The organism is Pseudomonas sp. RIT778 (assembly GCF_019718735.1).
GTDB classification, from domain to species: domain Bacteria; phylum Pseudomonadota; class Gammaproteobacteria; order Pseudomonadales; family Pseudomonadaceae; genus Aquipseudomonas; species Aquipseudomonas aphyarum.
In genome coordinates this window covers 31,985-52,455 of record NZ_JAIHBA010000039.1, presented here as the reverse complement: position 1 = coordinate 52,455, position 20,471 = coordinate 31,985, and the positions used below count along the sequence as shown (strand labels likewise).

Sequence of the window (20,471 nt, the reverse complement as noted above, 5' to 3'; positions counted from 1 at the left end):
CAAGGAATCAGCATGCGAACGCTTCTCTTAACTCTGCTAATCGGCGCCAGCCCATGGTGTATGGCCGGTCAGATCTACAAATGGGTCGATGCCCAGGGCGTCACCCATTTCGATCAGCAGCCACCACAAGGGCAGTCATCCACCGCCGTGAAGACGCCCTCCTCTACCGCACCAATACCTGCCGCATTACCTGGCAGCGGCGCGCTGGGCGACCAGAAAGCCATCGATGACAAGGTCAAGAAGCAAGTGGCCGAGCAACAGAATCAGCTCACGGCATTTTGCGAACAGGCGCGCACGAATCTCGCGCAACTGCAGAACAATCCGCGTTTGAGGGAGGAGGTAGAGGGAGAATTGCGGCGGCTGAGCGACGACCAGCGCCAGCAACGTACTGCGGAGGCACAAAAACAGATTGCGGAAAACTGCCAGTAACCACTGGCAGTTTCCGGTTCAGCGCGAAGCGGTGATCAGCAGGTCGAACTCTTTGAGCAATACCTGAAGCTGCCGATCTTTGCCCTGCAGATTGCGCTGGGCAAAAACCATCTCGGCCATTTCCTGAATGCCCGAGGCATTGGGCAATGGCAGATCCTGTTCGAGGATCATCTTCATCCGCGGCAGGAAGATCCATTGCAGCCACTGCTCGAAATCGAGGGTGTCGACCGAAAACGGCTCGACACTGCTCAAGGCTTCGACCGAGGGCTGGACGTCATCCCACCAGCCCTGGGCGCGCAGTTCACGCTCGATCAAGAGCAATTGATCGGCGACCTTGGAGAAACGACTGTCCATCACAGCGAAACCTTGGCCTTCTGACGGGCCAGAGTGGCGCCGGCGGAATCACCTTGCTTCTCACGTGCCTGAGCGATCAATTCCCACAGACTGGCCTGCAAGTCCGGACGACCATTGGCCATGGTCAGTGCACGGCGAGCGGTCTGCTCGGCTTGCGGCGCATCGCCCTGGGCCATGCGCACCTGCGCCAGACGGTAAAGCACTTGCGGCTCGCGCGGCGCTACACGCTGTGCACGCTCCAGGCTGGAAGATGCGCCGTTGAGGTCGCCACCGGCCTGCTGCTGTTGCGCAGTACTCAACAGTGCGAGAACCGGGCCGTCCAGTTGTTCATCGGCAGACAGACCGCCGCCACTGCTGGCCGAAGGAATGCCGCTGGGCGTCGAAGGCATGCTGTAGCTGCCGGAGCTGATCGGCGCCGACTCGACCGCCGAAGGGTTGTACGGCCCCGGCGTGATGCCGCCGGACGCCGGGCCCGGAACGATCGGCGAAGAGCTGATCGGTGCCGAAGCCGCTGCGCCGCCCGGCACCATCACTACCACACCGGTATCACCTTGCGGGATCGCCTGGGTCTGGGCCTGTGCAGGACGTTTCACCGTCGTTTGACGGAAACCGCCATTGGCCGAAATGCGCTCGCTGTTGGATACGGCAGTGCCGGAGTCCACAACCGGAATCGAACCACGCTGTACGGTGGAGCAGCCGCTGAGCAAAGCCACGGCGGTCACCGCTGGAATCAACCACTTGTTCACTTGAAACCCTCTTTGCTTAATTCATCCAGCCCTTGACCCAATCCATCACCGACTCGCCCGATGCCGGGCTTTCGCCCGCGCAGGAGGCGCCGGGTGGCGGTTCGCTGCCGCGAATATACGGCATCTGCACGGCGCCCGGACAGTTGGCATCGGAGCCCTGGCCGGTACGCGAATCGACCCAGGCCTGCACCACGTTATCCGGCTGCGGCATGTCCAGCGGCAGCGGATCGGCTTTGCGCATGAAACTGGTCCAGACCTGCAACGCACCGGTAGCGCCGGTGAACGGCGTCTTGCCGTTGTCGTCACGGCCGAGCCAGACCACCGCCAGCAGATCCTGGCTGAAGCCGGCGAACCAGCTGTCGCGCGAATCGTTACTGGTACCGGTCTTGCCCGCCAGTGTCAGGGTTCTTGGCAACACGTTATAAACCGAACTGCCGGTACCTTCACGCATAACCCGCTGCATGGCGTTCTGGATCAGATAGATAGAGGCCGGATCGAACCGTTGCTCGATCTGGAACGGATAACGTTTGAGCGGCTCGCCATCGGCAGTCAGCACGCTGCGGATCCCGCGCATAGGCGTATTGAACCCACCGTTGGCCAGGGTCTGGTACATGGTCGCGACTTCGATCGGGGTCATGCCGCCAGCGCCGAGCAACATCGACGGGAACGCCGGAAACTCACGGGTCACGCCCAGTCGCGCGAGCGTCTTGAGGACATTCGGAACACCGACCGCCAGACCGAGACGCGAGGTCGACAGGTTGTAGGAATGCGCCAGCCCCTGATATAGGAACACTGTGCCGTGGGAGCGGCGGTCATAGTTCTGTGGTTTCCAGACCTGACCGTCCGCGCCTTTGATCGAAAGCGGGTCGTCCGACAGCCAACTGGTCAGCGTGTACTGGCTCGGTTTCTCCAGCGCCGTCAGATAAACCGCCGGCTTGATCAGCGAGCCGATCGGCCGCACGGCATCCAATGCGCGGTTGAAGCCGGCAAAACTCGCCTGACGGCTGCCGATCATGGCCTGGACTTCACCGGTTTCCGGGTTGGTCACGACCATCGCCGCTTCCACGTCGTCGGAACCCTTGCGACCGGACAGGCGCTTGAAGGTGTCGTTGACCGACGCTTCGGCTTTCATCTGCAGGATCGGATCGAAACTGGTGAAGATCCGCAGGCCCTCTTCGGTCAAGTCTTCGTCGCGGTAGTCTTCACGCAACTGGCGTTTGACCAGATCGATGAAGCCCGGGAAAGAACTGTCGGCCAGCTTGCCGCGCGTGGTCACGCCCAGCGGCATTTTCTTCGCGGCGGCCACTTGTTCGGCGGAAGCAACGCCCTGCTGCTCAAGCACGTCGAGCACCAGATTACGTCGCTCCAGCGCCCGCTCCGGGTTGCGACGCGGGTTGTAATAGGACGGACCTTTGACCATGCCGACCAACAACGCTACCTGGTGCAGCTTCAGCTCAGACAAAGGCTGAGCAAAGAAGAACTGGCTGGCCAGACCGAAACCGTGCACCGCACGCTGGCCGTCCTGACCGACAAAGACTTCGTTGAGGTAAGCCTCAAGGATTTCCTTTTTGTCGTAATGCAGCTCAAGCAGCATCGCCATCATCGCTTCGGTGAGCTTGCGGGTCAGGCTGCGTTCGTTGGTGAGGTAGAAGTTCTTGACCAGTTGCTGGGTCAGCGTACTGCCGCCTTGGGTCATCTTGCCGCCCGAAGTGTTGACCCAAACGGCACGGGCAATCGATTTCGGCGACACGCCCCAGTGGCTGTAGAAATCCCGGTCTTCCACGGCGACCAGGGTTTCCAGCAGATACGGCGGCACCTGATCGAGCTTGATCAGAATCCGGTCTTCGAGGTTTTTCGGGTAGATACCGCCGATCATCAGCGGCTCCAGGCGTACCACGGAGAGCTTCGAACCGTTGGTCGCCGAGAGTTCGGCCACGTAATCGCCGGAGAAACGCACGCGCACCGGCTGCGGTTTCTCAAGGCCTTCGTAGAACTGGAAGCCACGGGTATTCAGATCAACCGTGTTGCCGTTGACCGCCGCCGCGCCGGGACCGTTGCTCACGGCTTCGCGGCGATAGCCCAGGGCATCGAGTTCGGTGAGGAAATCGTCCTTGCTCAGCTTCTGTCCGACGAACAGCTCGAGCGGACGCGCGTACACCTTGGCCGGGATGGTCCAGCGCTTGCCGGAGAACTTCTCCTGCACCACGGCATCGAGGTAAACGGCGAGGCCGGCCAGCACCACAAGGCCGACCAGACTGAGTTTAAGGGCCCAGCCCAACCATGGGCGCAGGCCCCGGGAAGCTGGTTTTTTAGGGGTACGGGGGGATCGAGTACGAGTCATGGCGGCGGATTATACGCACTTTATTCATACTCAACAGGAGCGCTCCGAGGTTTGCGTCGGGCTGGCGAGCGGCCATAATGAGCGCCTTGAATTTCCCCCAGTCTCTGAAGGATCGTCCGTGAGCCAGTCCCTGATCGCTGCCCTGCAAAACCCGGCCCTCTACCCGCACCCCGTCGAAGGGTTCCAGGTCATCGAAACCCATATCTCGTGGGTACTGCTCACCGGCCCCTACGCCTATAAAGTGAAGAAGCCGGTGAATTTCGGCTTCCTTGATTTTACCGCTCTCGATTCCCGTGAACACTTCTGCGGCGAAGAGCTGCGTCTGAACCAGCGCCTGACCGAAGATTTGTATCTGGAAGTGATTCCAGTGACCGGCAGCGCCGAAGCCCCGCAACTGGGTGGCGAAGGCCCGGCCATCGAATACCTGCTGAAAATGCGCCAGTTCCCGCAGACCGGCCTGCTCAGCACCCTGCAAGCCAACGGCGAGCTGACCGCCGCGCACGTCGACGCGATGGCCGAGCAGATCGCCCGCTTCCACCTCAACGCGCCGAAAGTCCCGGCCGAACACGACGCCGGTACGCCTGACAGCGTGATGGCGCCGGTGCGCCAGAACTTCGAACAGATCCTGCCGTTCCTCAGCGACAAGAACGACCTGCTGCAACTCGACGCCCTGCAAGCGTGGGCCGAAAGCAGCTTCGATCGCCTGAAACCACTGTTCGCCCAACGCAAGGCAGACGGTTTAACTCGCGAATGCCACGGTGACATTCACCTGGGCAACGCCACGCTGATCGACGGCAAAGTCGTGATCTTCGACTGCATCGAATTCAACGAACCGTTCCGTTTCACCGACGTCTGGGCTGACACCGGTTTCCTGGCGATGGACCTGGAAGACCGTGGCCTGAAATCCCTGGCCCGTCGTTTCATCAGCCAGTATCTGGAACTGACCGGCGACTACCAAGGCCTGGAAGTGCTGAACTTCTACAAGGCTTACCGTGCGCTGGTACGTGCAAAGGTTGCACTGTTCAGCATGCCGGCCGACGCCACTCCGGTGCAGCGCGCCACCACCCTGCGCCAGTACCGCAACTACGCCAACCTGGCGGAAAGCTACAGCACCATTCCTTCGCGCTTCATGGCGATTACCCACGGCGTGTCCGCTGTAGGCAAAAGCCATGTGGCCATGCGCCTGGTCGAAGCGCTGGGCGCGATCCGTCTGCGCTCCGATGTCGAGCGCAAACGTCTGTTCGGCGAGCAAACCGTTGCCAATGATGTTCAGGCCGGGATCTACAGCGCCGATGCCAGCACTGCGACTTATGCTCGTCTGCATGAAATCGCCGAAGTGATCCTGCACGCCGGTTTCCCGGTGGTGATCGACGCCACTTACCTCAAGCGCGAACAACGCGACAACGCCGCCAAGGTCGCCGAAGCCACTGGCGCGCCATTCCTGATCCTTGACTGCAATGCTCCGCAGGCCGTGATCGAGAGCTGGCTGGCGATTCGTCAGGCGGACAAGAAGGATCCGTCCGACGCGACCCTCGCCGTGATCGAAGCACAACAGGCCAACCGCGAAGCCCTGACGCCGGAAGAAATCCTGCGCAGCAAGCGCGTGCAGACCAATGAATCCGGCACCCTCGACACCGTCGTGGCGCAGATTCGCCAGCGCCTGCCAGGTCTGTAAGAAACTATTTCGGCCGTGAAGCCCTCGCTCGCTTCACGGCCGTCAAATAGTGGCACTATACTGGCGTCATAAAACCAACAGGTGATTTGACATGAGCCAGCCGAAACTTCTCGACACCCCGCTTTATGCCTTGCTGCACAAAGACGACATCACAGGTTTCAACAATGAACGCCCGAAAGACGGCCCGATCGACATGGTTGGTGGTGATTTCCGTGGCCTCGACCTGCGTGAACTGAACGCCGATGGCGTGGATTTCCGGGACGCCTACTTCCGTTCCGCCGACCTGCGCGGCATCGACTTTCGCAACGCCTCGCTGGAAGGCGCGAGCCTGGCTCATGCGCAGATTTCCGGGGCCTACTTCCCGCCGGAGCTGAGTGCCGACGAAATCCTGATGTCGATGAATTTCGGTACACGCCTGCGTTATCGCACCCGCTGAAGCTTTTAAAAACCTGAACCGTCCAGCGCCCCCGCTTTGCGCTGGACTGCGTGCTATTGGTAATTCTCCCTCGCCCTCCCCGTCCTGATTCATCAGTGAAACCTGACGTTTCTTAGAAGCGTTTGCGTTGAATCCGACCAAACAACCACGCTTTTCCTACTGATGGCTACACTCCTGAGAAGCTCGCCCACGCACCATTCGGCCGTCGCAAGGAGGCTTGATGAATGATGAACTGCAACACCTGAAGAATCTTGGCAAGACGTCGGCGCAATGGCTGCATGCCGTGGGCATCCATAGCGCCTCCGACTTGCGTCGCCTCGGTGCGGTGGATGCCTACCGGGCCGTGCGCACTCGCGGGTTCCGGGCGTCGAAGGTGTTGTTGTACGCGATCGAAGGGGCGTTGATGGATGTGCACTGGAACGACATTCCCGCCGAACGCAAGGATGCGCTGAACAAGCAGCTGGAAGCCATTTCCTCTCGCCACAAGAACTAACGGGCACTGAACGCCATGTACCTGCTCGGGGAACAATCGGCCCAGGCCGATGCATTGATCAACCACTTGCAGAGCTTGCCTGCGCAATGGCTTGAAGGCCTGTCGCCGTGCGGGCCAGCGCTGGAACTTGAAGCCACGGATGATCTGTTGGCACGTTTGCCGGACGACCAGTTGTTCTTGCTCACTCAAGGTGTCGTCACCGGCCGGCTGGGTGGACGTGGTCTGTTCTATTGGCATGAGGGCGATTTGATCGGCCTGCAACAGGGTCCGGAATGGGCGGATTGCACGCTGTACTCGGACAGCCCGCTGACATTACTGCCCTATCGCCGAAGCGATTTGTTTCAACATGTGTACGGCGAAACGTCGCGATCGGAGCAGTTTCTGCGCTACCTGCTCGGGCAGATGGCGTTGCTGGCGCACGCAGTCGCCGAGTTCAAGCCGCGCGAATTTCGCAGCACCAACGGTTTCAAGCGGGTTGAAGCCGGGGACGTTCTGATCCGCGAGGGCGATGTCGCCGACCATGTGTTCGTGATTATCGAAGGACACGCCGAAGCATTTGTTAACGGGCACAAGGTAGGCGACGTGCCCAGGGATGAAATATTCGGCGCAATGGCGGTGTTTACTGGCGAGCCGCGCAACGCGACGGTCATTGCCCGGGAGGCGAGCACCGTAATGCTGATTCCCGGCGATCAGTTTCTGAGCATGACCCGCACCAATCCGAAAATCGCCCACAGCCTGATCGAAAGCATGGCGAGGCGTATCGACCAGCTCAACAAGCAGCTCACAGCCCAGATCTGACGCCCGGATTCACCGGGCGTTTACGCCATTGCCGGGACAAAACGACAGAAATGAAAAAACAGCAGTTGACTTGGTAATGAGAATCGCTATGATTATCACAACTGGTCGCGAGATCAGTCGATATTCTGAAAAGCCCTTGGTTCGGACTCTCAGATTATCTCCTCATCAGGCTAATCACGGTTATTTGACCCGGTTTTTACCGGGTCTTTTTTTGCCTGTGGAAAAGTCATTTTTTACTGAACTGTTTACGCATCTCGGCGCAATAATCCGGTTTCGGGGTGGCTGGTGTGTACCAGACATAATCAGCCATCGCCGCCGTAACCTGACTGCCCTGCTCCGCCAGCATCAGCACCGTCGGCGCTTCCGGCGCGCCCAGATCCAGCACATGCAGCGGCACACCCACATCCTTGCGCGCGTGATACGCACCCGCCAATAACAAGGCAGGCGCAGGCGCCGCCAACAAACGCGAGGCCATGCGCCGATCCCGTTGTTGTTGAACGGCCAGCATCGCCGGCATTTGTGATGACGGCAGCAAGCCGCAGTGAGAATCGCCGATCTGCTCCAACAGCGTCTCTTTCACGGATTTGGCGTTGCTGCGCTCACCGCTCAAAACCGGAGGATCGCGATAGAACGCACGAATTTCGATGTTATCGAGGTTGGCTGCCAGCAACGGCCAGGATTGCGTCAGGGCGAACCGCACAATCGGGCCGTAGAGATTCCAGTCCCAACCGTCCTGCCAGGCCAATGCAGCGGGAAGATCAACCGGTGGCGTTGTGGCATGTCGCACATCATCAACCCGCGACTGTTGATCGGGCGTCAGCATTTCCAACAGGAGACTGCCTTGGGGTCGCGTTTCTTCGAGGTTCTGCAACAACCACAATTGAAGGGCATGGTGATCGGCGTTGTCATGCTGTTCGCCAATGATTAGCCGCGTCGGCCTGCTCAGTTGCGTCAGTAATTGCTGCGCCGTCAGACTCTCGCCGCTACGCAGATCACGGATCTCGCCCACGACCGGCGGCTCCGCAACATGCTGGCAACCCGCAAGCCACAACACCGCCAACAGCAGAATCCCGCGCATACCCTCACCTCGATGACGACATCAGCGGGCGATGATCAGCGGATGCCCGCGCTCCGGGTGCGGCTGCACCAATACTTCCAGACCGAAAACCGCCTTCAGCGATTCAGGGCGCAACACCTGTTGCGGCGTATCCAGTGCGACCGGGAGACCGCCTTCAAGCAGCAGGATGCGATCACAATAGCGCGCCGCCAGATTCAGATCATGCAGGATCACCAGAACTGCCGCGCCGCGATCGGCAAATTCGCGCACTGCCTGCAGCGTCGTATGTTGATGCAATGGATCGAGCATCGAGGTCGGCTCATCGAGCAGCAACGTCTGCCCCGCCTGTCCTGGCCAGAGCTGCGCCAGCACCCGCGCCAGATGCACGCGCTGACGCTCGCCGCCGGACAACGCCAGATAACTGCGGCCACTCAGGTGCCCGGCATCGGCCGCCCGCAATGCGGCAGCGACGATCTCGTCATCGCGCACCCGCCCGCTCTGATAAGGCAGACGCCCCATGCCGACCACTTCTTCAACACGAAAGGCGAAATCCAGGGTCGATACCTGCGGCAACACCGCCAGCCGCTGCGCGCGCTGAGTGCCACTCCAATGACTCAAGGCCTCACCGTCCAGCAGCACTTCCCCCTCGTGCGCGCTCAGCTCACCGCACAGCGCGCCGAGCAAGGTGCTTTTGCCGGCGCCATTCGGCCCCAACACGCCAAGCACTTCGCCCGGTTCGAGTTGCAGGCTGACATCGGCCAGAACGGTCTTGCGGCCACGGCGGATGTGCAGATTGTGCGCACGCAGCATCAGGCACGCCCTCGCAGCAACAGATAAAGGAAGAACGGCGCACCGATGAACGCCGTGACGATGCCGATCGGCAGTTCCGCCGGCGCCAGCGCCAGCCGCGCCACCAGATCCGCCAGCAGCAACAGACTCGCCCCGGCCAGCACCGATGCCGGCAGCAACACCCGATGATCAGGCCCCGCGAGCAAGCGCACCAGATGCGGCACCACCAGCCCGACAAAACCGATCATGCCCGCCGCTGCCACCGCCGCACCGACACCCAGCGCCGTGCAGAACACCAGCTCGCGCTTGAGCCGTTCTACATCGATCCCCAGATGCCCGGCTTCCGATTCGCCGAGCAGCAACGCATTGAGCGCCTTCGCCCGCCGTGGAAGCCAAAGTGCAACACCGGCGGTGATGATCAGCAGCGGCCACAACCGCGCATAGCTCGCGCCGTTAAGGCTGCCCAGGTTCCAGAACGTCAACGTGCGCAATGTGGCGTCGTCGGCCAGATAGGTAAACAGCCCCACCACCGAACTGGCCAGCGCCGTCAGAGCGATACCCGCCAGCAACATGGTCGCAACATTCGTCTGCCCGTTACGGCGACCGAGTCGATAGACCAACGCCGTTACGCCGAGGCCACCGAGAAACGCGCAAACCGACAGCAGATAAGGCCCGAACCACTCCGGCAATCCGCCAAAAAACGAACCGCCGACAATCGCCACCGCCGCGCCCAACGCCGCACCGCTCGAGACGCCGACCAGCCCAGGATCGGCCAGCGGATTACGAAACAACCCCTGCATCGCCACCCCGGACAGCGCCAGCACACCGCCGACTGCCAGCCCGAGCAACGTACGCGGCAGACGAATCTGCCCGAGAATCAGTTCAGCCTGTTCCAGCCCGTCCGGCGCCAGCGGCACACCGATCAAGCGCAGCGCAGCGCGCAAGGTATCGAACAACGGCAGACTGACCGGCCCCAACGCCAGCGACAGCCAGATCGCCAGCAGGCACAGCAAGATCAGGCCGATGAACAAGCCACGGGGTTTGACCAGCGTGGTCATTGGCCGCTCTGGGCCGGGTAGAAACCGTCAGACAGGGTCTTGAGCGCAGCCGGCAAACGCGGCCCGAGCCCGCCCACCAGCAGCGTCGGATCCAGCTCCAGCACGCGTCCGGTCTTGGCCGCACGGCTGGAATTGAGGATCGGGTTTTCCTTGAACAGCGCCGTTTTCGCCGCCTCGCCGGTCAGCGCACGGTCAGCGAATACCAGCACTTCAGGATCGAGGCTGGCCAGGGATTCCACAGAAAACGGCTTGTACCCGGTGTGGGTCGCAAGGTTATGCCCGCCCGACTGTTGCAGCAGCCAATCGGCGGCGGTGTCTTTGCCGGCGATCAGCGGTTTGCCGCCGGCATGTCCGAGCAGCAACAGCACGCCCGGCGCTTTCTGCTGGGTCTGCGCTTCAGCCACTCGCGCCTTTTGCGCATCAAGCTGCTGTTGATAACTTTGCAGCAATTGCGCGGCCTGGCTTTCGGCGCCCAGCAACTGACCCAGATGGGTGACATTTTTTTCCAGTGTCGGCAGATCCGGCTGAGCCGAAAACAATTCCACCTGCACCTTGGCACTGCGAACCTGCGAGATCACCAGGGGCGGGCCCATTTCTTCGGTGCCGATCAGGATGTCCGGGCGCAGGCTGAGAATGCCTTCGGCCGACAGGCTGCGCTGATAGCCGATGCTCGGTAGCGACTTGAGAGACTCGGGATGCTGGCTGGTGGTGTCGACGCCTACCAGTTTGGCCTCGCCACCCAGCGCACTCACCCACTCCGACAACGCACCGCCGGCGCTGACCCAACGTTGCGGCAACTCGGTCGCTGCAGCCTGGTGGCTGACCAACAGTCCGACACACAGCACGGCAACGCGGGTACTCAGGCGCATAGACAGCTTCCTTGAAAGGTTTTCCCGGACATCGGGACGGCAGGCCAAGTATCCTCGGCAGCGGTCACCTCGCCACGGGTGAAGGCGGCCATTTGATAATTGTTTGCATTTGAACGTCAAGCTCGGACATATCCAGACACGAGCCGACATTTGAGGATAGCCATGAAGTTTCTTTGCGCGGGCGCCGATCTGGTTGAGGACGGCAGTCGCGGTTTCGATATTGACGGGAAAAAACTGTTTGCCGTGCGCCGCGCGGGGCGGGCTTACGTCTATCTCAATCGCTGCCCGCATCGGGGCGTCGGACTGGAATGGCAGCCCGACCAGTTTCTCGACCCAAGCAACAGCCTGATCCAGTGCGCCACCCACGGCGCACTGTTTCTGATCGAAGACGGTGAATGCGTCGCCGGCCCGTGCGCCGGGCAATCGCTGACGGCCATCCCTTGCCGTGAAGACGCGCAGGGGCTGTGGATCGATGTTTAACCGTTGAGCAGCACATCCAGGCGCCGGTCGATCACCATCTCTTCATGGCTCAAACGCACGCCGTACGCCAGGACTTCGACCCCGCACGCCACCGCCTCACGCAGCGCAGCGGCGTAGGCCGAGTCGATTTCCTCGGCAGGACGCACCGCTTCGATACCGGTGAGATTGACGCAGTACAACTGCACCGCGCGAATCCCGTCCCTGGCCAGATGCGCCAGCTCACGCAAATGCTTGGCGCCGCGCTCTGTCACCGCATCGGGAAACGCTGCCACTGCCGTGCCGTCGAAACCGAGCGTGACGCTTTTCACTTCCACGTAGGCCGGGCCCGTCGGATAGTCGAGGCGAAAATCGATCCGGCTCTTTTCCTGTCCGTATGCCACTTCGCGCTTGAGCCCGGTAAAGCCGTTCAGTTCACTGATTACGCCCGCCTGCAAGGCCTCTTCGACCAGTGCGTTGGCGCGCCCGGTGTTCACGCAAAACAGCCGGCCCTGCGGTGTTTCGCCGACTTCCCAGGTACCGGGCAGCTTGCGCTTCGGGTCATTGGAGCGGCTGAACCAGACCTGCCCGCCCTCAACCTGGCAATTGAGCATCGAGCCGGTGTTCGGGCAATGAATGGTCAGCAACTCGCCGCCAACGGTTTCGATATCGGCGAGAAAACGCTTGTAACGGCGGATCAACCGGCCTTCTTCAAGAGGAGGATGAAAGCGCATCAGCCTTGCCAGCTCTTCAAGCCACGGGCGATGCGTTCCACCGCTTCCTGTAGGCGAGGGAGGTTTTGCGTGTAGGCAAAGCGCACATGATGCCCGGCCTGATAGCGGCCGAAATCCAGCCCCGGAGTGAATGCCACATGTTCGGTTTCGAGAAAATGCCGACAGAACGCGAAGGCATCGCCGCCGAACTGGCTGATATCGGCATACAAATAGAACGCGCCTTCCGGCTCCACGGCAATGTTGAAACCCAGTTCACGCAATGCCGGCAGCAGGAAGTCGCGACGACGGCCGAACTCGGCGCGGCGCTCTTCGAGAATCGCGATGGTGTCCGGCTCGAAACAGGCCAGCGCTGCGTGTTGGGCCATGCTTGGCGCGCTGATGTAGAGGTTCTGCGCGAGCTTTTCCAGCTCACTGACCGCCGCATCCGGCGCCACCAGCCAGCCGAGGCGCCATCCGGTCATGCCGAAATATTTGGAGAAACTGTTGAGGACAAATGCACTGTCATCGACTTCCAGCACACTGGCTGCGTCGGTGCCGTAAGTCAGGCCGTGATAGATCTCGTCCACCACCAGATGCCCGTGACGCGCCTTGATGGCTGTGGATAAACCGGCCAGCTCATCGCGTGTCAGAATCGTACCGGTCGGGTTGGCTGGCGAAGCGACCAGCGCGCCGACGCTGTCGTGATCCCAGTGGCGCGCCACCAGGTCCGGCGTCAGTTGATAGCGAACGTCCGGGCCGACCGGCACAAGCTGCGCCGCGCCTTCGACCAGTCGCAGAAAATGCCGGTTGCAAGGATAGCCGGGGTCGGCCAGCAGCCAGTGCTTGCCCGGATCCACCAGCAACGCGCTGGCCAGCAGCAACGCGCCGGAGCCGCCCGGCGTGATGAGAATCCGTCGGGGATCGATGTTGAGGCCATAGCGCGTTTGATAGAAGCCGGAAATCGCCTCGCGCAGCTCGGGAATGCCACGGGCCGCGGTGTAGCGGGTTTTCCCGTCTGTCAGGGCTTGCTGACCCGCGCGGATGATCGGCTCGGCGGTGGTGAAGTCAGGTTCGCCGATTTCCAGGTGGATCACATCGTGGCCGGCGGCCTGCAATTCATTGGCCCGCGCCAGCAACGCCATCACATGGAACGGTTCGATCGCACGACTGCGCGCACTGTAGGGCTGAGCCATTGGCCTTCCTTCAACGAGGGAAAAGAAACGATTCTACCCATCTGCCGGAACGAGCGAGAACCCGCAACGGTCACAGCCTCAAGAACACTGGACTGTAACGACCCGGGCGTACGCTCCAGGATTGACTAAAATCAGTGATTGAGCAGGTCTGCAACATTGCCGGACATGGCTTGGCAAACATTTGCAAGCCCCACTGGCCGCGCGCTCGACATCCGGGAGTAGCGCGGGCCGAATTGATCTGGTAAGTTCGCCCGCTTGCAGCCGCAGGGCCGGCAGGTGTCGGTGATGGAGCAATCCTGCGCAATGGATTACAAGAGTAGAGGCGGTCCATTTCATGCCCACCCAAGCAAAGCAACAGGCAAGTCAGACACTCAGCGGTTTCGAACCCTACGTCCCGAAAGCGGGCGAAGAGTACATGGGCGCTCCAATGCGCGCGCACTTCACCAAGATCCTGACCAAGTGGAAACTGGACTTGATGCAGGAAGTCGACCGCACTGTTGATCACATGAAAGACGAAGCGGCCAACTTTCCTGATCCGGCCGACCGTGCCAGTCAGGAAGAAGAGTTCGCCCTCGAGCTGCGCGCCCGCGACCGCGAGCGCAAACTGATCAAGAAGATCGACAAGACCCTGCAACTGATCGAAGACGAAGAGTACGGCTGGTGCGACTCTTGCGGCATCGAGATCGGCGTCAAGCGCCTCGAGGCCCGTCCGACTGCCGACATGTGCGTCGACTGCAAGAACCTGGCGGAAATCAAGGAAAAGCAGGTCGGCAAATAATCCCGGCCTGAACGAAAAACGGAGCGTGCGAACGCTCCGTTTTTGTTTCTGCTGTTCTTTGACTCTCAAGTAACATCGCCCTCATGACTGCCAACACCTCCCCCGCCTACATTGGCCGCTTTGCCCCGACCCCCAGTGGACACCTGCACTTTGGCTCGCTGGTAGCGGCGCTCGCTTCTTATCTGGATGCCCGCTCGGTGAATGGCCGCTGGCTGGTGCGCATGGAAGATCTCGATCCGCCTCGCGAAGAGCCGGGCGCGCAAGCGGCGATTCTCAAGGCACTGGAAAGCTATGGCTTCGAATGGGACGGCGAAATGGTCCGCCAGAGCGACCGGCACGAAGCCTATGCTCAAGTCCTCGACAGCCTGTTCAATCACGGCCTGGCCTACGCCTGCACCTGCTCGCGCAAACAACTGGAGCCGTACCACGGCATTTATCCGGGACTGTGCCGCAATGCCGGCCATGGTCAGGAAGACGCCGCGATCCGCCTGCGCGTGCCAGAGCTGGAATACCACTTCATCGACCGGGTGCAGGGCGAATACCGCCAGCACCTGGGCCGTGACGTGGGAGATTTCGTGATCCGCCGCCGCGACGGCCTCTACGCCTACCAACTGGCGGTGGTACTGGACGACGCGTGGCAGGGCATCACCGACATCGTGCGCGGTGCCGATCTGCTCGACTCCACGCCACGCCAGCTCTATCTGCAGGAATTGCTGGGCCTGCGCCAGCCGCGCTATCTGCATCTGCCACTGATTACCCAGCCGGACGGCAACAAGCTCGGCAAGTCCTATCGCTCGCCACCGCTGGAAGCCGATCAGGCCACACCATTGTTGCTGCGGGCCTTGCGCGCACTGGGGCAAAACCCGGGGCTCGAACTGGCCCACGCCTCGCCGCAGGAACTGTTGAACTGGGGCAGCGCCCACTGGGATGCCTTGAAAATCCCGCGCACACTGACCCTGCCCGAAGCGCAACTGCTGTGACGACACTTGCAGTGGCGCGCCCATCCGTTACCATCGCCGCACGTTTTCGGGCACGCGCATAAAAAAGAGAGGCCGGGATGTACATCTATCGCTTGGTCCTGCTTCTGGTCGTGGGGATCTACCTGTTTTCTCCCGCCATCATGGATTGGTGGATCGACGCTACGGGCGCCTGGTATCGCCCTTATCTGCTCTGGCTGATCCTGATTGTCGTGACCTTCATCCTGCAGAGCCAAAAAGATGCCGATGAGCTTTAGCCTGACCCAGATGCTGCTGATCAGCGCCGCCTACCTGGCCGCGTTGTTCGGCGTGGCCTGGATCAGTGAACGGGGCATGATCCCGCGGGCGATCATTCGCCATCCGTTGACCTACACCCTGTCGCTGGGGGTCTACGCCAGTGCGTGGGCGTTCTATGGCACGGTGGGTCTGGCCTATCAGTACGGCTACGGTTTTCTGTCCAGTTATCTCGGGGTATCCGGCGCGTTTCTGCTGGCGCCGGTGCTGCTGTATCCGATTCTGAAGATCACCCGCACTTATCAACTGTCGTCGCTGGCAGACCTGTTCGCCTTCCGCTTCCGCAGCACCTGGGCCGGTGCGCTGACCACGATTTTCATGCTGATCGGCGTATTGCCGTTGCTGGCGTTGCAGATCCAGGCCGTGGCCGATTCCATCGGCATCCTCACCGGCGAACCGGTGCAGAATCGCGTGGCCCTGGCGTTCTGCGCATTGATCATCCTGTTCACGATCTTCTTCGGCTCCCGTCATATCGCCACCCGTGAAAAGCACGAAGGGCTGGTGTTCGCGATTGCTTTCGAATCGGTGATCAAACTGGCCGCCCTCGGCGGCGTTGGCCTCTACGCGCTGTACGGCGTATTCGACGGCCCGCAACAGCTCGAACTGTGGCTGCTGCAGAACCAGACCGCCCTCGCCGCCTTGCACACGCCATTGCAGGAAGGCCCGTGGCGCACGTTGCTGCTGGTGTTTTTCGCCTCGGCGATCGTGATGCCGCACATGTATCACATGACCTTCACCGAAAACCTCAACCCGCGCTCGCTGGTCAGCGCAAGCTGGGGCCTGCCGCTGTTCCTGCTGCTGATGAGCCTGGCCGTGCCGCTGATTCTCTGGGCCGGCCTGAAACTCGGCGCCACCACCAATCCGGAATACTTCACCCTCGGCATCGGTATCGCCGCCAACAGCAAGTCGCTGGCGTTGCTGGCCTATGTCGGCGGACTGTCGGCGGCCAGCGGCCTGATCATCGTCACCACGCTGGCGCTGTCGGGCATGGCACTGAACCATCTGGTGCTGCCGCTCTACCAGCCACCGGCCGAGGGCAATATCTATCGCTGGTTGAAATGGACCCGCCGGGCGCTGATCGTCGCGATCATCATGGCCGGTTTCTGCTTCTATCTGATGCTGGGCGCCGAGCAGGATCTGGCCAACCTTGGCATCGTCGCCTTCGTCGCGACCCTGCAATTCCTGCCGGGTGTGCTGTCGGTGCTGTACTGGCCGACCGCCAATCGCCGCGGCTTTATCGCCGGTCTGCTGGCGGGGATTGTGGTGTGGGTAGTGACCATGCTCTTGCCGCTGGTCGGCAACCTGCAGGGTTTCTATATTCCGCTGCTGAACATGATCTACGTGCTGGACGACACCAGTTGGCACATGGCGGCCATCGCCTCGCTGGCAGCCAACGTCCTGATGTTCACGCTGATTTCGCTGTTCACCAATGCCAGCCCCGAAGAGGCCAGCGCCGCCGAAGCCTGCGCGGTGGACAACGTACGTCGTCCGCAGCGCCGCGAATTGCACGCCGCCTCGCCGCAGGAATTCGCCACGCAACTGGCCAAACCGCTGGGCGCCAAGGCTGCGCAGAAAGAAGTCGAGCAGGCCCTGCGCGACCTTTATCTGCCATTCGACGAGCGCCGCCCTTATGCCTTGCGCCGTCTGCGCGACCGGATCGAAGCCAACCTCTCCGGTCTGATGGGCCCGAGCGTCGCCCAGGACATGGTGGAAACCTTCTTGCCCTACAAGGCCGGCGGCGAAAACTACGTCACCGAAGACATCCACTTCATTGAAAGCCGCCTCGAGGATTACCACTCGCGTCTGACCGGGCTGGCCGCCGAACTCGACGCCTTGCGCCGCTACCACCGCCAGACCCTGCAGGAACTGCCGATGGGCGTCTGCTCGCTGGCCAAGGATCAGGAGATCCTGATGTGGAACAAGGCCATGGAAGAACTGACCGGGATTGCCGCGCAACGGGTGGTCGGCTCGCGCCTGAGCACCATCGCCAATCCGTGGAAAGATCTGTTGCAAGGCTTCATCCACCTGCCCGACGAGCACTTGCACAAGCAGCACCTGGCTCTCGACGGCCAGACCCGCTGGCTGAACCTGCACAAAGCGGCCATCGACGAGCCGCTGGCACCGGGCAACAGCGGCCTGGTGCTGTTGGTGGAAGACCTGACCGAAACCCAGATGCTCGAAGACAAACTGGTTCATTCCGAGCGTCTGGCCAGCATCGGTCGACTCGCAGCGGGTGTTGCTCACGAAATCGGCAATCCGATCACCGGCATCGCCTGCCTCGCGCAAAACCTGCGGGAAGAGCGCGAAGAGGACGGTGAGCTGACGGAAATCAGCGGCCAGATCCTCGAGCAGACCAAGCGCGTTTCACGCATCGTCCAGTCGTTGATGAGCTTCGCCCACGCCGGCAGCCATCAGCACAGCGACGAGCCCGTCTGTCTGGCGGAAGTCGCCCAGGACGCCATCGGCCTGCTGGCCCTGAACCGGCGCAATTTCGAAGTCCAGTTCTACAACCTGTGCGATCCCGATCACTGGGTCGAAGGCGATCCGCAGCGGCTCGCCCAGGTTTTGATCAATCTGCTCTCCAACGCCCGTGACGCCTCGCCTGCCGGCAGTGCGGTACGCGTGAAGAGTGAAGCCGGCGAACACACGGTCGATCTGATCGTCGAAGACGAAGGCAGCGGTATTCCGTCGAGCATCATGGATCGATTGTTCGAACCCTTCTTCACCACCAAGGATCCTGGCGAAGGCACCGGTCTGGGCCTTGCACTGGTCTATTCCATCGTTGAAGAGCATTATGGACAAATCACCATCGACAGCCCGGCTGATGTTCAGAGCCAGCGCGGCACCCGTATCCGGGTGACATTGCCGCGCCATGTCGAAGCGACGTCCGCTGTGAACTGAGACCGTCGAGAGTATCGAATCAATGCCGCACATTTTGATCGTCGAAGACGAAACCATTATCCGCTCCGCCTTGCGCCGCCTGCTGGAACGTAACCAGTACCAGGTCAGCGAAGCCGGTTCAGTGCAGGAAGCACAAGAACGCTTCAGTATTCCCACATTCGATCTGATCGTCAGCGACCTGCGACTGCCGGGCGCTCCGGGTACCGAGCTGATCAAGCTCGGCCAGGGCACGCCGGTGCTGATCATGACCAGCTACGCCAGCCTCCGCTCGGCGGTCGACTCGATGAAGATGGGCGCGGTGGATTACATCGCCAAGCCTTTCGACCACGATGAAATGCTTCAGGCTGTCGCGCGGATCCTGCGTGATCGCCAGTCGGCGCCTGCCGCCGGCGAAGCGGCTCCTGCCAAACCGGCCAATGGCAGCGGCAAATCCGCCATCGACAACAGCAATGGCGAAATCGGCATCATCGGCTCGTGCCCGCCGATGCAGGACCTTTACGGCAAGATCCGTAAAGTCGCGCCGACCGATTCCAATGTGCTGATCCAGGGCGAATCCGGTACCGGTAAAGAACTGGTGGCCCGCGCCCTGCACAACCTGTCGAAACGGGCCAAGGCACCGATGATCTCGGTGAACTGCGCCGCCATCCCGGAAAGCCTGATCGAGTCCGAACTGTTCGGTCACGAGAAAGGTGCGTTCACCGGTGCCAGCGCCGGTCGCGCCGGTCTGGTGGAAGCGGCGGACGGCGGCACGCTGTTCCTCGACGAGATCGGTGAATTGCCACTGGAAGCCCAGGCTCGTTTGCTACGCGTACTGCAGGAAGGCGAAATTCGCCGGGTTGGCTCGGTCCAGTCGCAGAAGGTCGATGTCCGGTTGATCGCCGCGACCCACCGGGACCTCAAGAGCCTGGCGAAAATCGGTCAGTTCCGTGAAGACTTGTACTACCGCCTCCATGTGATCGCGTTGAAACTGCCGGCCCTGCGCGAGCGTGGCGCCGACGTCAACGAAATCGCCAATGCGTTCCTTGCTCGTCAGAGCGCCCGCATCAACCGCACCGACCTGAAATTTGCCGCCGATGCCGAACAGGCGATCCGGCACTATTCCTGGCCGGGTAACGTGCGGGAGCTGGAAAACGCCGTCGAGCGCGCCGTGATTCTGAGCGAAAGCCCGGAAATCTCTGCCGACCTGCTGGGCATCGACATCGAGCTGGGCGACCTGGTGGACGACGAATTCATCGGCCTGCCGGCTCAACAGCCCGGTAACGCCAGCAACAGCAGCCACGAGCCGACCGAAGATCTGTCACTGGAAGACTACTTCCAGCATTTCGTACTCGAGCATCAGGACCACATGACCGAGACCGAACTGGCGCGCAAACTGGGCGTCAGCCGCAAATGCCTGTGGGAGCGTCGTCAGCGTCTGGGCATTCCACGGCGCAAGACCGGGGTCGCCAGCGAGAGCTGAACGTTACCTGTCGAGTGGGCGGGTAACGGTTGAGGATGTGAAAAAACTGTTACCTCAGTCTTTTCACGTAACAGAAGCCGGGGTTATCGGTAACGAAACCCCGGCTTTTTTTCGCCCTGCGAAAACGGTTATATCGACCTAACCCCTTGTTTTATTGGGGTTCGCAAAAGTTGGCACGGCACCTGCTATATGTTTGGTACAAGAACAATAACAAGCAATGCACAAGACAATAAAAATAAGACGAATCGACTCACGCACAATAAAAACAAGACGGCGAGAGGCGCAGCTAACTGATTCTTTTGGAGAGGCGTTGTATTTGGGGCTAGCCCCACGACCAGGCCGAGAACAACAAAAACTGTCTTAAGACAGAGCCTGTACTGGTTGGATCGCAAGATCACTGCAACACAGCGACCAAAGCAATCCGTTTGCTCTTGGCTCCCGATTGGGAGGGCCATGAAGGAAAAGCTTCATGGCGAGGGCACTCAACAAAAACAAGAAGCCCGAATCAATAATAAAAAGAGCACGCAACTACTTCTTGGGGAGCTTCGGCTCCCCTTGTAGTTTCTCCTTTACGGCAAATCCCCCCCTTCTGACGCATCTTCACCCCCTCTAGCCTGCGGCTTGCAGCGCAAAACGGCAGCGTCCTACACCATCC

General features: G+C 61.0%; 20 protein-coding genes. 11 read left to right on the top strand and 9 right to left on the bottom strand.

Translation table 11 applies throughout. The annotated features are described in order from the left end of the window. Positions 1-12: 12 nt before the first annotated feature. Positions 13-429, top strand: a complete 417-nt coding sequence (locus K5E37_RS25100; protein WP_007959651.1) for a DUF4124 domain-containing protein — start codon at positions 13-15, stop codon at positions 427-429. 18 nt (positions 430-447) lie between these two features. On the opposite strand, the gene K5E37_RS25095 is transcribed toward K5E37_RS25100, so the two are convergent. The 3 genes from K5E37_RS25095 to mrcB are packed head-to-tail and all read right to left on the bottom strand — an operon-like array spanning position 448 to position 3,870. Continuing rightward, a complete protein-coding gene (locus tag K5E37_RS25095) occupies positions 448-783 on the bottom strand; it encodes a YqcC family protein (protein ID WP_064599443.1) in 336 nt (111 codons plus the stop codon). Further along, the gene (locus tag K5E37_RS25090) at positions 783-1,529 is read right to left on the bottom strand and encodes a hypothetical protein (RefSeq protein ID WP_007959642.1); all 747 of its coding nucleotides are present in this window, start codon (positions 1,527-1,529) and stop codon (positions 783-785) included. The genes K5E37_RS25095 and K5E37_RS25090 overlap by 1 nt, the downstream gene beginning before the upstream one ends. A 16-nt stretch (positions 1,530-1,545) precedes the next feature. Continuing rightward, complete coding sequence (mrcB, locus tag K5E37_RS25085; protein WP_221535426.1) at positions 1,546-3,870, bottom strand: penicillin-binding protein 1B; 2,325 nt, start codon at positions 3,868-3,870, stop codon at positions 1,546-1,548. Positions 3,871-3,988: 118 nt separating this feature from the next. On the opposite strand from mrcB, the gene K5E37_RS25080 reads away from it, so the two are divergent. From K5E37_RS25080 to K5E37_RS25065, 4 genes are all read left to right on the top strand, one after another. After that, positions 3,989-5,545, top strand: coding sequence for a bifunctional aminoglycoside phosphotransferase/ATP-binding protein (locus tag K5E37_RS25080; protein ID WP_221535425.1), 1,557 nt, complete (start codon positions 3,989-3,991; stop codon positions 5,543-5,545). Positions 5,546-5,636: 91 nt separating this feature from the next. Continuing rightward, entirely contained in the window at positions 5,637-5,981 is a 345-nt protein-coding gene (locus K5E37_RS25075) for a pentapeptide repeat-containing protein (RefSeq protein ID WP_007959639.1), read from the top strand. Between the two features lie 220 nt (positions 5,982-6,201). Next, positions 6,202-6,474, top strand: a complete 273-nt coding sequence (locus K5E37_RS25070; protein ID WP_003228231.1) for a TfoX/Sxy family protein — start codon at positions 6,202-6,204, stop codon at positions 6,472-6,474. A 15-nt stretch (positions 6,475-6,489) separates the two neighbouring features. Continuing rightward, on the top strand, positions 6,490-7,272 hold the full coding sequence (locus tag K5E37_RS25065; protein ID WP_221535424.1) for a Crp/Fnr family transcriptional regulator: 783 nt from the start codon (positions 6,490-6,492) through the stop codon (positions 7,270-7,272). A gap of 226 nt (positions 7,273-7,498) precedes the next feature. On the opposite strand, the gene K5E37_RS25060 is transcribed toward K5E37_RS25065, so the two are convergent. From K5E37_RS25060 to K5E37_RS25045, 4 genes are read right to left on the bottom strand one after another with little or no spacing between them, the layout of a single operon-like run. Next, a complete protein-coding gene (locus tag K5E37_RS25060; RefSeq protein ID WP_221535423.1) occupies positions 7,499-8,350 on the bottom strand; it encodes a ChaN family lipoprotein in 852 nt (283 codons plus the stop codon). 21 nt (positions 8,351-8,371) lie between these two features. Next, a complete protein-coding gene (locus K5E37_RS25055) occupies positions 8,372-9,139 on the bottom strand; it encodes a heme ABC transporter ATP-binding protein (protein ID WP_085608668.1) in 768 nt (255 codons plus the stop codon). Beyond that, positions 9,139-10,122, bottom strand: a complete 984-nt coding sequence (locus tag K5E37_RS25050; RefSeq protein WP_221535428.1) for an iron ABC transporter permease — start codon at positions 10,120-10,122, stop codon at positions 9,139-9,141. Before K5E37_RS25050 ends, K5E37_RS25055 begins: the two co-directional genes overlap by 1 nt. A gap of 50 nt (positions 10,123-10,172) precedes the next feature. Beyond that, positions 10,173-11,045 carry a hemin ABC transporter substrate-binding protein gene (locus tag K5E37_RS25045; RefSeq protein ID WP_221535422.1) on the bottom strand — a complete coding sequence of 291 codons (873 nt, stop codon included), beginning with the start codon at positions 11,043-11,045 and terminating at the stop codon, positions 10,173-10,175. Between the two features lie 162 nt (positions 11,046-11,207). Between K5E37_RS25045 and K5E37_RS25040 the strand changes: the two genes are divergently transcribed. Next, the gene (locus K5E37_RS25040; protein WP_221535421.1) at positions 11,208-11,525 is read left to right on the top strand and encodes a Rieske (2Fe-2S) protein; all 318 of its coding nucleotides are present in this window, start codon (positions 11,208-11,210) and stop codon (positions 11,523-11,525) included. Here the strand turns inward: K5E37_RS25040 and sfsA are convergent. Then, positions 11,522-12,235: a DNA/RNA nuclease SfsA gene (gene sfsA, locus K5E37_RS25035; RefSeq protein WP_221535420.1), complete on the bottom strand. Its 714-nt coding sequence runs from the start codon at positions 12,233-12,235 to the stop codon at positions 11,522-11,524. The two genes, K5E37_RS25040 and sfsA, sit on opposite strands and share 4 nt — an antisense overlap. Further along, positions 12,235-13,407: a pyridoxal phosphate-dependent aminotransferase gene (locus K5E37_RS25030; RefSeq protein WP_007959618.1), complete on the bottom strand. Its 1,173-nt coding sequence runs from the start codon at positions 13,405-13,407 to the stop codon at positions 12,235-12,237. Before K5E37_RS25030 ends, sfsA begins: the two co-directional genes overlap by 1 nt. A 334-nt stretch (positions 13,408-13,741) precedes the next feature. Here K5E37_RS25030 and dksA point away from each other — a divergent pair, with 334 nt between their 5' ends. The 5 genes from dksA (at position 13,742) to K5E37_RS25005 (ending at position 19,816) form a co-directional block, all read left to right on the top strand. Beyond that, positions 13,742-14,185, top strand: a complete 444-nt coding sequence (dksA, locus tag K5E37_RS25025) for an RNA polymerase-binding protein DksA (RefSeq protein WP_007959616.1) — start codon at positions 13,742-13,744, stop codon at positions 14,183-14,185. An 83-nt stretch (positions 14,186-14,268) separates the two neighbouring features. After that, the gene (gene gluQRS / locus K5E37_RS25020; RefSeq protein WP_085608673.1) at positions 14,269-15,165 is read left to right on the top strand and encodes a tRNA glutamyl-Q(34) synthetase GluQRS; all 897 of its coding nucleotides are present in this window, start codon (positions 14,269-14,271) and stop codon (positions 15,163-15,165) included. Positions 15,166-15,242: 77 nt separating this feature from the next. Next, positions 15,243-15,419: a hypothetical protein gene (locus K5E37_RS25015; protein WP_003176118.1), complete on the top strand. Its 177-nt coding sequence runs from the start codon at positions 15,243-15,245 to the stop codon at positions 15,417-15,419. Continuing rightward, positions 15,403-18,357 carry a sensor histidine kinase gene (locus tag K5E37_RS25010; protein ID WP_007959612.1) on the top strand — a complete coding sequence of 985 codons (2,955 nt, stop codon included), beginning with the start codon at positions 15,403-15,405 and terminating at the stop codon, positions 18,355-18,357. The genes K5E37_RS25015 and K5E37_RS25010 overlap by 17 nt, the downstream gene beginning before the upstream one ends. A gap of 22 nt (positions 18,358-18,379) precedes the next feature. After that, on the top strand, positions 18,380-19,816 hold the full coding sequence (locus K5E37_RS25005) for a sigma-54 dependent transcriptional regulator (RefSeq protein WP_221535419.1): 1,437 nt from the start codon (positions 18,380-18,382) through the stop codon (positions 19,814-19,816). Positions 19,817-20,471 lie beyond the last annotated feature (655 nt).